Consider the following 13,901-nt stretch of genomic DNA (forward strand, 5'->3'; position numbering starts at 1 on the left):
TCTGGAGAAAGTGCCATGCTCCTGATTCTGATAAAAGGCCGCGATGCGGCCTTTTTCTTATCTTTACAAAACCTTCAGAGAATAATTAAAGATACTCTACTTTCAGGATTTCGTATTCGACATCGCCGCCGGGGGTTTTGACAATGGTAACGTCATCAACGACTTTACCAATCAAACCGCGCGCCATCGGAGAGTTCACTGAAATCAGGTTCTTTTTAAAATCGGCTTCATCATCGCCCACAATGCGGTAGGTCGACTCTTCGTCCGTTTCGACATTCAGCACGGTAACGGTGGTGCCAAAAATCACGCGGCCGTTCGCATTGCCGGCCATTTTTGTGACATCGATCACCTGAGCATTGGAAAGCTTGGCTTCGATTTCCTGAATACGGCCTTCACAGAACCCCTGCTCCTCACGGGCAGCATGGTATTCCGCATTTTCTTTTAAGTCGCCGTGTTCCCTTGCATCCGCAATTGAGGCAATAATTCTTGGGCGTTTTACGGTTTTCAGCTCTTCCAGCTCTTCGCGCAATTTTTCCGCGCCCTTTAACGTCATCGGAATCTGATTCATCTCAATACCTCGTAAAATCTGTCCTGTTCAATGTGTCGTCGTCCTGACGCATGGCATGCAGGAAAGGCGTCCCGCGGCGCTTATTACTGATTTAAAACGAAAGAAGCCTGACCCGGAGCAGTTTCCAGGGTCTGGCTTATTTTGCAATTTGATACGTATTTTACCCCAGAGTTCCTCAAGGGTCATCGTTTACTTTCCACCACGATGCACCGTAGTATGACAGCATCACCTGTCAGTTACCGCGAGATTATGCGATTTTCACGAATTGTCACCGGCATTAGCTGCGCATTTATGCTGCAAGCGCAGGCAGCCCCCGTCGAAGACTACACCCAATACTTACCCGACGGCGCGAACCTGGCGCTGATTGTGCAGAAAATTGGCGCTGCGTCGCCCTCGATTGATTATCACAGCCAGCAGATGGCGCTGCCGGCCAGTACCATGAAAGTGATCACCGCGCTGGCGGCACTGTTACAGCTTGGTCCTGATTACCGTTTTCACACCCAGCTCGAAAGCAAAGGCAGCCTGAGCGGCGATACGCTGCGTGGCGATCTCGTAGCACGCTTCGGCGGTGACCCGACGCTGACGCGTCAGGACCTGCGCAATATGGTGGCGGCGCTGAAGAAACAGGGCGTGCAGCATATTGACGGCAACCTGGTGATCGACACCTCGGTGTTCGCCAGCCACGACAAAGCCCCCGGCTGGCCGTGGAATGATATGACCCAGTGCTTTAGTGCTCCGCCTGGCGCCGCTATCGTTGACCGTAACTGCTTCTCGGTGTCGCTGTACAGCGCGCCGAATCCGGGAGAAAAAGCCTTTATCCGCGTGGCTTCCTGGTATCCGGTCAATATGTTCAGCGAAGTGCGCACTCTGGCAAAAGGGTCACCGGATGCGCAGTATTGCGAGCTGGACGTGGTCCCCGGTGAGCTGAACCGCTTTACGCTCACCGGCTGCCTGACGCAGCGCAGTGAGCCGCTGCCGCTGGCGTTCGCGATACAGGATGGAGCGAGCTATGCGGGTGCTATCCTCAAATCCGAACTTCAGAGCGCCGGTATCGACTATACCGGGCATCTGGTGCGCCAGACGCAGGTGACGCAAACCGGTACCGTACTGGCCGCGACGCAGTCGGCTCCGCTGCACGATCTGCTGAAGATCATGCTGAAAAAATCCGACAATATGATCGCTGATACGGTGTTCCGCACCATCGGTCATGAGCGCTTCGGCGTGCCGGGCACATGGCGAGCAGGCTCGGATGCCGTACGTCAGATCCTGCGTCAGAAAGCCAATATCGATCTCGGTAACAGCATTCAGGTCGACGGTTCCGGCCTGTCGCGCCACGATCTGATTTCGCCTGCGACAATGATGCAGGTGCTGCAGTACATTGCGCAGAACGATCAGCAGCTAAACTATATTTCTATGCTGCCGCTGGCGGGTTATGACGGAACCTTACGCTATCGCGGCGGTCTTCATGAAGCCGGCGTGGATGGCAAAGTGTCCGCCAAAACGGGTTCGTTGCAGGGTGTTTACAACCTGGCCGGCTTTATGACCACCGCCAGCGGACAGCGCGTGGCTTTTGTCCAGTATCTGTCTGGTTACGCCGTACCACCTGAGGATCAGCGTCAGCGCCGTATCCCACTGGTGCGCTTCGAAAGCCGTCTGTATAAAGACGTTTATCAGAACAACTGAGCCGATGAAAATACTGATCGTTGAAGATGATGTGCTGCTGCAGGAAGGATTATCCCTCGCCCTGACCGGTGAGGGATATGCGGTTGACTGTGCCGCCAACGCCCGCGAAGCGGTGGCCTTGCTGCAAAACGCTCAGTACAGTTTAATCGTGCTGGACCTTGGCCTGCCGGACCGGGACGGAGCCGACCTGCTGCGCCAGTGGCGCAAAGAGCAGGTTGACCTGCCGGTGCTGATCCTCACCGCACGCGATGCGTTAGAAGATCGCGTGGAGGGGCTGGATGCCGGCGCAGATGACTACCTGATCAAGCCGTTTGCGCTGGTTGAGCTGAAAGCGCGCGCCCGTGCACTGATCCGCCGCTACCAGGGTAAGAGCGATAACCTGCTGCAGCATGGTGACATTGCGCTCAATCTCTCCTCTCAGCAGGTGGGGGTTGAGGGCAAGCCGGTCGAAGTCACCCCGAAAGAGTTTGCCCTTCTGACCCGGCTATTAATGCGCATCGGTCAGACCGTACATCGCGAAACCTTACAGCAGGATCTCTACAGCTGGCAGGATGATACCGGCTCCAACACCCTCGAGGTTCACATTCACAATCTGCGCCGCAAGCTGGGTAAGGATCGGATCAAAACGGTACGCGGCGTCGGCTATCGCCTGGAAGAGCGTGAATGAACAGTATGCGTCGGCGTTTGCTGATCATGCTGGCGCTGATCCTGCTCAGCTGCCAGCTGATGAGCGCGTTATGGCTGTGGCATGAGAGCCGTGAGCAGATCAGCTTTCTGGTCAACGAAACGCTCTCCGCCCATTCCCGCAATGAGCACGTCGAAAATGAGATCCGCGAGGCGATTGCCTCACTGCTGCTCCCCTCTTTAGTGATGGTGTGCTTCACGCTGCTGCTCTCATTCTGGGCCATCAGCTGGATCATCCGCCCGCTGCGTTCGCTGCAAAAAAGCCTCACCGCCCGCTCTGCCGATAATCTCACCCCGCTGCCGCTGCATTCTGACATGGATGAAATTGTCGCGGTTACCGGCGCGCTGAATCAGCTGCTGGGCCGCCTGGATCATCAGCTGCAGCAGGAAAGATTATTCACCGCCGACGCGGCGCATGAACTGCGCACCCCGCTGGCGGGCCTGCGTCTGCATCTGGAACTGCTGGAGCAGGAAGGGGTAAAAAAAGGGCCAATGCTGGTTGAGCGCATCGATCAGCTGATGCACGTTATCGAACAGCTATTGATGCTGTCGCGTGCAGGCCACGCGCTGGCCAGCGGGCATTATCAGACGGTATCGTGGCAGGAGATCGTTGAACCATTGCGCGAAGAGATTAATGAACTGCTGGCCCTGCGTCAGCAGCAGCTGATCGTCAGCGGCGATCTGATGCTGACGGCTCAAGGCGACGCGGTATTGCTGCGTTTGATGCTACGCAACCTGTTGGAAAATGCCTCACGCTACAGCCCACCGGACAGCACCGTCACACTGAATATCACTGCCGGCAATGATGGCAGTGAAATCACCGTCAGCGATGAAGGCCCCGGCATCGAAGAAAGCGCAGTGCGCGAAGTGGTAAAAGCCTTCCGCCGGATGGACCAGCGCTATGGTGGCAGCGGCCTCGGGCTGAATATCGTCCAGCGCATTATCCAGATTCACCACGGCAATTTTGACCTGGCCAACCGCACAGACCGCCAGGGATTGATCGCCACCTGCTGGCTACCTTACCAACTCGGTTAATCGCCGCCTTCCCCCAGTGGATAAAAAACGCCTGAGTCAGCGGGATCGGCCGTGCTGCATCTCCCGCCTGACCACCGCGATTATCGGTTAGCACCATGTAAAACGGGACGCCAGTGGCGTCCCGTTTTTTTTAGCGTGGATTAACGCTGATAGACCGTTTCGACACCTTCTTCGTCGTCTTCGTCCCAGTCGTCATCCCAGTCATCGTCTTCTTCAACTTCTGGCTGTGCTTCTTCCAGCTGCTGACGATGGTAGTCATCCCACATGAATTCCACTTTCTCTGGCTGCTTCGCTTCCAGTTCTGCTTCTTTCGGGTTGGCGTTGATAAAGGACATCAGGTCCCAGCACAGCGCATTGACGCCCACACGGTTCGCCGCGGAGATCAGGTAATACTTCTCGGTCCAGCCCAGCGCGTCTGCGATCGCTTTAGCACGCGCCTGCGCCTCTTCCTCATCCAGCAGGTCAACTTTGTTGAACACCAGCCAGCGTGGCTTATTGAACAGCTTGTCGCTGTATTTTTCCAGCTCGCCGAGGATGATGCGCGCATTCTCAACCGGGTCGCTTTCGTCAATCGGCGCCAGATCGATAGTGTGCAGCAGAACGCGGCAGCGCTCGAGGTGCTTCAGGAAGCGAATACCCAGGCCAGCACCATCAGATGCACCTTCGATCAGCCCTGGAATATCGGCCACCACGAAGCTCTGCTCGCTGTCCATGCGCACCACGCCGAGGCTTGGCACCAGGGTGGTGAACGGGTAATCGGCCACTTTTGGCTTCGCGGCAGAAACCGCGCGAATAAAGGTCGATTTACCGGCGTTTGGCAGGCCCAGCATACCGACGTCGGCCAGCAGCATCAGCTCCAACTGCAGGTCGCGCTTTTCGCCCGGGGTGCCCATTGTTTTCTGGCGTGGCGTACGGTTTACGGAGGATTTGAAGCGGGTGTTACCCAGACCGTGCCAGCCGCCCTTCGCTACCATCATCTGCTGCTGATGGTGAGTCATATCACCCAGCGTTTCACCGGTACCCTGGTCGATAATACGCGTGCCGACCGGCACTTTGATCAGGATATCGTTGCCGCGTTTACCGGTACAGTCACGGCTCTGGCCGTTCTGCCCGCGCTCGGCACGGAAGGATTTCTCAAAACGGTAGTCAATCAGGGTGTTGAGGTTTTCATCAGCCTGCATATAGACATCGCCGCCGTCACCACCATCACCCCCGTCTGGACCACCACGCGGAATATATTTCTCACGACGGAAGCTGACGCAGCCATTGCCGCCGTCGCCCGCTACTACCAGAATCGTCGCTTCATCAACAAACTTCATTTTACTTCTCCGTCACTCATTCGCCCGGGCTCACTGCCTGCTGGCAGCGGGTCGGGATTGCTCCGCCGTGGCCATAAGCGATGACCAATTGCGGAAAACATGGCGCCTGACACCACGACGATTGCTCCAACAAACCCTAAGGTATTGAGTTGCGGAATGGCAAAAAAGTCGGGCCAGCCAAGCGATAAAAATTCTGAAAACAGCAGGGTAAATAAGGGCGTCAGCGTCACGATTGCGCTGACCTGTGCCGCCTGCCAGCGTGCATAGGCTTCCGCCAGCGCGCCATAACCCACCAGGGTATTGAGCGCGCAAAATAACAGACAGCCTAACTGCCAGCCGTCCAGCTGCCACAACAGCTCCAACCGAGCCCTCGGTAACAGCGCCACTGCACATAAAGTGTACAGCAAAAACAGGATTTGTTGCGAGCCCAGACGGCGCAGCAAAATTTTCTGCGTCACGCCGTACACTACCCACACCATGGCCGCGCTGACACCGAGGATCACACCCCAGGTGTAATCCGTCAGGCGCGTGAAGATCTCAATCAGGCTGGTGTTAAAGAACATCACCAGTCCGCATAACAGCATCACCCCACCGACGATCTGGCTGCCACGCATCCTCTCTTTCAGGATGAATACGCTGGCGAGCATCATGCCCGGCGGTGCCAGTTGGGCAATCACCTGGGAGGCGGTAGGGCTGAGATACTGCAACGAAGAACCAAACAGCACGAAGTTGCCCACCAGACCCGCGGTGGCAATTAACACCCAGACCAGCCAGCGCGGGTGACGAAAGAAGTCACGCGGCGGCAGTTGGCGTTTCAGCGCTAAAATTGCGCCCAGGCCTGCTGCTGCAAGGAGAAAACGGTAGAACACCACCGTGGCGGGATCCATCACCACCAGCACCTGTTTCATCGCAATAGGCAACGAGCCCCAGCTCATTGCAGTGACCAGCGCGAGAGCGGTCCCTATCCCTGCCTGCTGCTTACTGACTGACATCGGTGTTCCCTGGCAGAATGTAAAAAGCCCCGCAGTCTAGTGCGGGGCTTTTCTTTTCGTCGTCGCATAGAGCGGCATTTGCCACTCTGCGGCACGAAAACCTAATTACTCAGCAACGATGCTGATGTATTTACGGTTGTTCGGGCCTTTAACTTCGAATTTGACCTGGCCGTCTGCAGTTGCAAACAGAGTGTGGTCACGGCCGCAGCCAACGTTGGTGCCCGCGTGGAATTTGGTGCCACGCTGACGAACGATGATGCTACCAGCCAGAACAGTTTCGCCGCCGAAACGTTTTACGCCCAGGCGTTTTGCGTTGGAGTCACGACCGTTACGAGTCGAACCACCAGCTTTCTTGTGTGCCATTTGTCAGATCTCCTATTAAGCGCTGATGCCAGTGATCTTCACATCAGTGAACCACTGACGGTGACCCTGCTGCTTACGGTAATGTTTACGACGACGGAACTTAACAATCTTGATTTTGTCGCCACGACCGTGAGCAACGATTTCCGCTTTAACCAGGCCACCAGAAACTAATGGTGCGCCGATCTGAACGTCTTCGCCGTTAGCAATCATCAGAACCTGGTCGAATTCAACAACTTCGCCGGTTGCGATGTCCAGCTTTTCCAGGCGAACGGTCTGACCTTCGCTTACTCGGTGTTGTTTACCACCACTTTGGAAAACCGCGTACATATAAACTCCGCTCTCGCGCTTGCCTTCTTTGATTTCGGGCTGCGCTATAAATATTCACAATAGGGCGCGAATTCTACGCAACTTCCTCACTAAAGACAAGTGCCTGTTACGCTGTATTGCAGAAAAAAAACGCAACATGAATGGAGACGTTTCACCGCCGCGTTTTTGCAGTACAATCTGTCATACATTTCATGCCACAGGCACGGGTTAAGGCGCTTATCATAGCAGCGAACTGAGCGATAGCTGAAAAGACTGATGAACTTAGAACAGATAAACGAACTCACCGCGCAAGATATGGCGGACGTCAATGCGACAATACTCGACCAGCTGAACTCCGATGTATCCCTTATCAACCAGCTGGGCTACTACATAATCAGCGGCGGAGGGAAACGCATCCGCCCAATGATCGCCGTGCTGGCTGCACGCGCGGTGAATGATTACTCCGGTAAGCAGCATATTACCGTGGCAGCTTTGATCGAATTTATTCACACCGCGACGCTGCTGCACGACGACGTCGTCGACGAATCCGATATGCGGCGCGGCAAAGCCACCGCCAATGCGGCATTTGGCAATGCCGCCAGCGTGCTGGTCGGCGACTTCATCTATACCCGCGCTTTCCAGATGATGACCAGCCTGGGTTCACTGAAGGTGCTGGCGCTGATGTCGGAAGCGGTGAACGTGATTGCGGAAGGGGAAGTGTTACAGCTGATGAACTGTAACGACCCGGATATCACCGAAGAGAGCTACATGCGGGTGATCTACAGCAAAACCGCACGCCTGTTCGAAGCGGCGGCGCAATCGTCGGCAATCCTCGCCGGTGCCACCGCAGCACAGGAGCAGGCGCTGCAGGATTATGGCCGCTATATCGGCACCGCTTTCCAGCTGATCGACGATCTTCTCGATTACAGTGCCGATGGCAAAACTCTGGGGAAAAACGTCGGTGATGACCTGAGCGAAGGCAAACCAACGCTGCCGCTGCTGCACGCGATGCGTAACGGCAACCCGGAGCAGGCTGCGATGATTCGCTCGGCGATTGAAGAGGGTAACGGCCGTCATTTACTGGAACCTGTTCTGGAAACCATGCGTGAATGTGGTTCCCTGGAATGGACCCGCGACGCCGCAGAGAAAGAAGCCGATAAGGCGATCGCTGCGCTGAATGTATTACCGGAATCACCGTGGCGTAGCGCGCTGGAAGCGCTGGCACATATGTCAGTACAGCGCGAATTCTAATCTCGATTCTGCTTTAAGAGCGCGGCCTGCCGCGCTTTTTTTCTCTCCACGATCCGGCTATTTAGCCCGGCAGTTCTGCCCGCCTTCTCATCTTTATGCAACAACCTCACGCCATTACCTGTACTTTTGCGTAGTACTACGCAAAAAATGTTTTAGTCGCTCATTTTACTGGAAATAAATGGAAATTATTTGCTATAAAGCACCTGTTATATCCAAAAGTGCCCAAGGAGGGTAAGCACGTGAGACACAATCAGCAAGACTGGCACCCCGCCGATATTATTGCCGCGCTGCGTAAAAAAGGCACCACGCTAGCCGCACAATCCCGACAGGCTGGCTTAAGCTCATCGACACTCGCCAACACCCTGTGCCGCCCGTGGCCGAAAGGTGAATGGTTGATTGCTGATGCGCTGAATATTCATCCATCGGAGATCTGGCCGAGCCGCTACTATGATCCGCACACCCACCGGCTGCTCGATCGCAAGCAGCGCATCCGCAAGTAAAAAAAAGGGCCGGTATTATCTACCGACCCTGTTTCTTGCTGCGCGCAAAGATTACTCTTCGCTGCTGCCGCTTACGCGCTGAATATTCGCCCCAAGAGCGGCCAGCTTGTCTTCAATGTGCTCGTAACCACGATCGATGTGGTAAATACGATCCACAATGGTGGTGCCTTCTGCGATACAGCCAGCCAGAACCAGGCTGGCGGAAGCACGCAGATCGGTAGCCATAACCTGTGCACCGGACAGTTTTTCCACCCCGTGGCAGATCAGCGTGTTGCTTTCGATCTCGCCGTGTGCGCCCATGCGTACCAGCTCTGGCACGTGCATAAAGCGGTTCTCGAAGATGGTTTCGGTAATTACACCGGTCCCTTCCGCTACCAGGTTCAGCAGGCTGAACTGGGCCTGCATATCGGTTGGGAAGCCCGGATGCGGCGCGGTGCGCAGATTGACGGCCTTAGGACGCTTACCGTGCATATCCAGGCTGATCCAGTCTTCACCGGTTTCGATATCGGCACCCGCTTCACGCAGCTTAGCCAGTACGGCATCCAGAGTGTCAGGCTGTGCCGCACGGCACACCACTTTACCGCCGGAGATCGCCGCAGCGACCAGGAAGGTTCCGGTTTCAATACGGTCAGGCAGTACGCGGTACACGCCGCCGCCCAGGCGCTGCACGCCTTCAATGGTGATGCGGTCGCTGCCTGCGCCGGTGATTTTCGCCCCCAGCGTGTTCAGGAAGTTAGCGGTATCAACGATTTCCGGCTCGCGGGCCGCATTCTCAATCACGGTGGTGCCGGTGGCCAGCGTGGCCGCACTCATAATGGTTACGGTTGCGCCAACGCTGACCTTATCCATCACGATATGTGCGCCTTTCAGGCGGCCATCAACCGAGGCTTTCACGTAGCCCTCTTCCAGCTTAATCGTGGCGCCAAGCTGCTCCAGACCGGTGATATGCAGGTCAACCGGGCGCGCACCGATAGCGCAGCCGCCGGGCAGTGAAACCTGCCCCTGGCCAAAACGCGCCACCAGCGGACCAAGCGCCCAGATAGAAGCGCGCATGGTTTTCACCAGATCGTAAGGCGCACAGTAAATGTTGACCTCACTGGCATCCAGATGCACGGAACCATTACGTTCTGCTTTCATACCCAGCTGGCTGAGCAGCTTCATGGTGGTATCGATGTCCTTCAGCTTCGGGACATTCTGAATCTCTACCGGCTCTTCAGCCAGCAAAGCAGCGAACAGGATCGGCAATGCGGCGTTTTTGGCCCCGGAAATAGTGACTTCACCACTCAGACGGGTCGGACCCTGTACACGAAATTTATCCATTGCAACTGCTCTCTGTTGTCAGCTAAAAATCTGCCGCCAGCGCCTCACCACGTTACGCGTGGCAAACTCTGGCAGCTTAAAAACCGTTTAACTTACGGTCACGCGCCCACTCTTCAGGGGTATAAGTCTTGATGGAAACCGCATGCATGCGGTTATCCGCGATGTACTCCATCAGCGGAGCATAGACAGTCTGCTGTTTCTTAACGCGGCTCAGTTCACCAAACAGTTCACCCACGGCAATCACCTGGAAATGGCTGCCATCTCCGGTTACGTGGACTTCCTGCAGCGGTAGCGCGCTCATCAGCACGGATTGAATTTCACTCGTTTCCATGATGCTCTTAAATTCACTTGATAATAAACAGGCACACATCTTAGTGGAATCTGCCCGACTCTTAAACAAGCAAAAAATGCCTGCGCTTTGAGAAAAAGCCTAAATGAGAACAGATAACACTCCCGGCGCGTAACGAAGAAGGGAGCGACAATGCGCTCCCTTGGGTAAAAACGAGTAAACTCAACGCGTTCCACGGCTACTGCTGCCGGACTAACGCGCCCAGTGCCTTACTCGCCTTCGGCAATAATTTTCTGCAGGTTGTAGAGGGTGATCAGCGAACGCAGTTTATCCGTGATCCCGGTAAAACGCGGCGCTTTGCCACGCGCTAGCACGATCTGGCGCAGATGGACCAGCAGGGCCAGGCCACCGGAGTCCACGCGCTGCAGGCCCGCAACGTCGATAATCTCAACCCGGCCCATCACCTCAGCACGCTGCTGCCAAAGCGGCAGCAGCGTTTCACGTTCCAGCTCGCCGGCAAGAGTTAGCCGGTCGTCCTCGACCTGCCAGCGCAGTTGCCCGTCCATTACTGCTTCTTGTCCAGCGTGATAGGCTCATTTGCTGCCGACTTCAGGCGCGCGGTCAGGCCGTCGATGCCCTGCTGACGCAGCACGCCGCTCCACTCATTCTGCTTGGTGCTAATCATACTCACGCCTTCAGCGATCATATCAAACGCCTGCCAGTTTCCGCTGACGCTGTTTTTACGCCACTGGAAGTCCAGGCGCACCGGTGGTCGGCCGTTCGGGTCGATGATGGTGACGCGGATAGCGATAATGTTTGCATCACCCAGCGGCTGCTCCGGGGCGATCTGATAAGTCTGGCCGTTATACATCGCCAGCGCCTGGCCGTATGCCTGGGTCAGATAGTCGCTGAAAGCCGCAAAATAGGCTTCACGCTGTGCCGGGGTGGCTTCTTTGTAGTAGCGGCCCAGCACCAGCGCTCCCGCATATTTCACCTGCACATACGGCAGCAGCTCTTCACGCACGACCTGCCGCAGATAGTTAGGATCCTGCTTGATTTTAGGCTGTTCGTTTTTCAGGCGGTCAAAGGTCTTCTGCGCCGCCTCATTCATTAGCTTGTAAGGATTGGTCTGGTCGGCTGCGGCATTCGCCGCTACGGGTGCAATGACCAGCATCGCGACCATCAGTAAACGTTTAAACATTACTTGCCCTCTTATGGATTGTTCGCCGCAGCAGGCGCTGCTGCGGCCGGAGCCGCCTCATCGCCCGCGGCAGGTGGATTCTTGTTGTCGCCGTTCCCGCTCTTGTAGAGGAACTGGCCTATCAGATCTTCCAGCACCATCGCTGACTTGGTGTCCTGAATGGTGCCGCCGTCTTTCAGGGTTGCGGTGCCCATTTCCGGGTCATCAAAACCGATATTCAGCGCCAGATACTGTTCGCCCAGCAGACCGGAAGTCCGTACCGCCAGTGAGCTGGTGTCAGGGATATTGTTATATTTGTCTTCAATATCCATAGCGACTTTCGGTGAGTAGTTTTTCGGATCCAGCGTGATATCGGTTACGCGCCCCACCACCACGCCGCCCACTTTGACCGGGGAACCTGTTTTCAGGCCACCAATATTGTCAAAAGTAGCATAAAGCTTCCAAGTCGGTTCATTGCCGAGGGATTTCAGGTCGGCAACGCGCAGACAGAGAAAGATGATCGCGCACAGCGCCAAAAGTAAGAAGGCGCCTACCCAAATTTCGCTTTTTTTCGTTTGCATTGCATCAGTTCCCAAACATCAGTGCCGTAAGCACAAAATCCAGACCGAGTACTGCCAGTGAAGCATGTACCACGGTACGCGTCGTTGCCCGACTGATCCCTTCAGAAGTCGGGATGGCGTCATAGCCGTTAAACAGCGCAATCCAGGTCACAGTCACCGCAAATACGGCGCTCTTGATCACGCAGTTGATAATATCTGTTCGCAGGTCGACCGCACTCTGCATCGCTGACCAGAAGAAGCCAGGGTCAATCCCTTTCCAGCCCACGCCAACCAGCGCGCCACCCAGCACCCCAACCGCGACAAAAATCAGCGTCAGCAGCGGCATGCTGATAAAGCCCGCCCAGAAACGCGGCGATATAATGCGGCGCAGTGGGTCAACCGCCATCATCTCCATGCTGGAGAGCTGCTCGGTGGCTTTCATCAGGCCAATCTCTGCCGTCAGGGCCGAACCGGCACGCCCGGCAAACAGCAACGCGGTCACCACCGGCCCCAGCTCGCGCAGCAGCGACAGCGCGACCATCATACCCAGACTAGTTTCCGCGCTGTAGGTTTTCAGCACCAGGTAACCCTGCAGGCCAAGCACCATGCCGATAAACAGCCCGGATACGATCACGATGAGCAGTGAAAGCACGCCAACGCTGTACAGCTGTTTAACCAGCAGGTGAGCGTGCTTACGAAAACGGGGGATGCCAAACAGCGCATGGAACAGCATCAGTCCGGCGCGGCCAAATGAGGCACAGGTATTAATTCCCTGACGCCCTAATGACGCCAGTGCTCTTAGAAACATCAGTCTGTTAACTCCCTGAGCCGACTAAATCTTGCAGGTAATCCCCTGCAGGGAAACGGAAAGGTACCGGGCCATCAGCAATGCCGTCAATAAACTGACGCACGCGGGCATCTTCGTTATCACGCAGTTCAGGGGCTGTACCCTGAGCGATCACTTTCTGATCCGCAATGATATAAGCGTAATCGGCAATGCTCAGCACCTCAGGCACATCGTGCGATACCACGATACAGGTGACGCCCAATGAGTGATTCAGTTCGTCGATCAGCTTCACCAGCACGCCCATGGTGATGGGATCCTGGCCCACGAAGGGTTCATCAAACATGATCAAGTCTGGCTCCAGCGCGATAGCACGCGCCAGTGCCGCACGCCGCGCCATCCCGCCGGAGAGTTCAGAAGGCTTGAGATTGGCGGCACCGCGCAGGCCCACCGCTTCCAGCTTCATCATCACAGTGCTATGCAGCAGCGCTTTTGGCAGCTGGGTATGTTCACGCAGCGGCCATGCCACGTTATCAAACACGCTAAGATCGGTGAATAACGCCCCTGACTGGAACAGCATGCTCATTTTTTTACGCGCCTCATACAGGCGTGAGCGCGACAGCGTGGGAATATTTTCGCCGTTAAACCAGATTTCACCGCTGTCCGGAGGGATCTGCCCGCCGATTAAACGCAGTAAAGTGGTTTTGCCTATGCCGGAAGGACCCATTATCGCGGTGACCTTCCCTTTGGGCACCGTAAGCGAGATGTTATCGAAAATCGGCCGGTTGCCACGGGAAAAACTCACGCCCCGCACATCCACCAAATTCGTCTCCGTCTGGCTCATAGTTACCTCATTCCTTATTCTCAGGCGTTAAATTTATCCCCAATGGTAACGTATTACCTATCGGACCGGACACTTTTACAGAAACTTACCGCAATAACGTAGCTAAAGCTGGCATAAGTTTTACTTTTCACTCGCAGACCGTCAAAATCACAGCCATTAAATTTTCTTTGCCTTAACTCTTTAAAGCAAACGGTAACCAACGATTATACCCGATCCAAAGGAC

At 55.6% G+C, this 13,901-nt stretch carries 17 protein-coding genes; 5 read left to right on the top strand and 12 right to left on the bottom strand.

Annotated elements, in window-relative coordinates:
- Positions 1-85 precede the first annotated feature (85 nt).
- Positions 86-568: a transcription elongation factor GreA gene (gene greA, locus J2Y91_RS05530; RefSeq protein ID WP_048914481.1), complete on the bottom strand. Its 483-nt coding sequence runs from the start codon at positions 566-568 to the stop codon at positions 86-88.
- A gap of 249 nt (positions 569-817) precedes the next feature.
- Here greA and dacB point away from each other — a divergent pair, with 249 nt between their 5' ends.
- From dacB to pmrB, 3 genes are read left to right on the top strand one after another with little or no spacing between them, the layout of a single operon-like run.
- The gene (dacB, locus tag J2Y91_RS05535; protein ID WP_253539468.1) at positions 818-2,251 is read left to right on the top strand and encodes a serine-type D-Ala-D-Ala carboxypeptidase; all 1,434 of its coding nucleotides are present in this window, start codon (positions 818-820) and stop codon (positions 2,249-2,251) included.
- A 4-nt stretch (positions 2,252-2,255) separates the two neighbouring features.
- Positions 2,256-2,918: a two-component system response regulator PmrA gene (pmrA, locus tag J2Y91_RS05540; RefSeq protein ID WP_187498678.1), complete on the top strand. Its 663-nt coding sequence runs from the start codon at positions 2,256-2,258 to the stop codon at positions 2,916-2,918.
- Entirely contained in the window at positions 2,915-3,970 is a 1,056-nt protein-coding gene (gene pmrB, locus J2Y91_RS05545; protein ID WP_253537638.1) for a two-component system sensor histidine kinase PmrB, read from the top strand. The genes pmrA and pmrB overlap by 4 nt, the downstream gene beginning before the upstream one ends.
- A gap of 140 nt (positions 3,971-4,110) precedes the next feature.
- Here pmrB and cgtA read toward each other — a convergent pair whose 3' ends face one another.
- From cgtA to rplU, 4 genes are all read right to left on the bottom strand, one after another.
- Positions 4,111-5,289 (bottom strand): Obg family GTPase CgtA, encoded by a 1,179-nt coding sequence (cgtA, locus tag J2Y91_RS05550; RefSeq protein WP_048914473.1) that lies wholly within the window; start codon positions 5,287-5,289, stop codon positions 4,111-4,113.
- Positions 5,286-6,281, bottom strand: a complete 996-nt coding sequence (locus J2Y91_RS05555) for a DMT family transporter (RefSeq protein WP_253537640.1) — start codon at positions 6,279-6,281, stop codon at positions 5,286-5,288. Before J2Y91_RS05555 ends, cgtA begins: the two co-directional genes overlap by 4 nt.
- A gap of 105 nt (positions 6,282-6,386) precedes the next feature.
- On the bottom strand, positions 6,387-6,644 hold the full coding sequence (rpmA, locus tag J2Y91_RS05560; protein ID WP_048914471.1) for a 50S ribosomal protein L27: 258 nt from the start codon (positions 6,642-6,644) through the stop codon (positions 6,387-6,389).
- Between the two features lie 15 nt (positions 6,645-6,659).
- Complete coding sequence (rplU, locus tag J2Y91_RS05565) at positions 6,660-6,971, bottom strand: 50S ribosomal protein L21 (RefSeq protein ID WP_048914470.1); 312 nt, start codon at positions 6,969-6,971, stop codon at positions 6,660-6,662.
- Positions 6,972-7,226: 255 nt separating this feature from the next.
- Here rplU and ispB point away from each other — a divergent pair, with 255 nt between their 5' ends.
- Together ispB and J2Y91_RS05575 are read left to right on the top strand one after the other, a co-directional pair.
- The gene (gene ispB, locus J2Y91_RS05570) at positions 7,227-8,201 is read left to right on the top strand and encodes an octaprenyl diphosphate synthase (protein WP_048914469.1); all 975 of its coding nucleotides are present in this window, start codon (positions 7,227-7,229) and stop codon (positions 8,199-8,201) included.
- 239 nt (positions 8,202-8,440) lie between these two features.
- The gene (locus tag J2Y91_RS05575; RefSeq protein WP_048914468.1) at positions 8,441-8,701 is read left to right on the top strand and encodes a helix-turn-helix domain-containing protein; all 261 of its coding nucleotides are present in this window, start codon (positions 8,441-8,443) and stop codon (positions 8,699-8,701) included.
- A gap of 51 nt (positions 8,702-8,752) precedes the next feature.
- On the opposite strand, the gene murA is transcribed toward J2Y91_RS05575, so the two are convergent.
- The 7 genes from murA to mlaF all read right to left on the bottom strand — a co-directional run bounded on the left by murA (position 8,753) and on the right by mlaF (position 13,678).
- Complete coding sequence (gene murA, locus J2Y91_RS05580) at positions 8,753-10,021, bottom strand: UDP-N-acetylglucosamine 1-carboxyvinyltransferase (RefSeq protein WP_099753981.1); 1,269 nt, start codon at positions 10,019-10,021, stop codon at positions 8,753-8,755.
- Positions 10,022-10,097: 76 nt separating this feature from the next.
- Positions 10,098-10,352, bottom strand: a complete 255-nt coding sequence (gene ibaG / locus J2Y91_RS05585; RefSeq protein WP_048914466.1) for a BolA family iron metabolism protein IbaG — start codon at positions 10,350-10,352, stop codon at positions 10,098-10,100.
- Positions 10,353-10,579: 227 nt separating this feature from the next.
- On the bottom strand, positions 10,580-10,876 hold the full coding sequence (gene mlaB / locus J2Y91_RS05590) for a lipid asymmetry maintenance protein MlaB (protein ID WP_048914465.1): 297 nt from the start codon (positions 10,874-10,876) through the stop codon (positions 10,580-10,582).
- Positions 10,876-11,511 carry a phospholipid-binding protein MlaC gene (mlaC, locus tag J2Y91_RS05595; protein WP_133622604.1) on the bottom strand — a complete coding sequence of 212 codons (636 nt, stop codon included), beginning with the start codon at positions 11,509-11,511 and terminating at the stop codon, positions 10,876-10,878. Before mlaC ends, mlaB begins: the two co-directional genes overlap by 1 nt.
- Positions 11,512-11,522: 11 nt before the next feature.
- Positions 11,523-12,071, bottom strand: a complete 549-nt coding sequence (gene mlaD / locus J2Y91_RS05600) for an outer membrane lipid asymmetry maintenance protein MlaD (protein ID WP_048914463.1) — start codon at positions 12,069-12,071, stop codon at positions 11,523-11,525.
- Positions 12,072-12,075: 4 nt separating this feature from the next.
- A complete protein-coding gene (gene mlaE, locus J2Y91_RS05605; protein ID WP_133622603.1) occupies positions 12,076-12,858 on the bottom strand; it encodes a lipid asymmetry maintenance ABC transporter permease subunit MlaE in 783 nt (260 codons plus the stop codon).
- Positions 12,859-12,865: 7 nt separating this feature from the next.
- Complete coding sequence (gene mlaF / locus J2Y91_RS05610; protein WP_048914461.1) at positions 12,866-13,678, bottom strand: phospholipid ABC transporter ATP-binding protein MlaF; 813 nt, start codon at positions 13,676-13,678, stop codon at positions 12,866-12,868.
- Positions 13,679-13,901 lie beyond the last annotated feature (223 nt).

The sequence above is a fragment of the Erwinia aphidicola genome, assembly GCF_024169515.1.
Lineage (GTDB): Bacteria > Pseudomonadota > Gammaproteobacteria > Enterobacterales > Enterobacteriaceae > Erwinia > Erwinia aphidicola.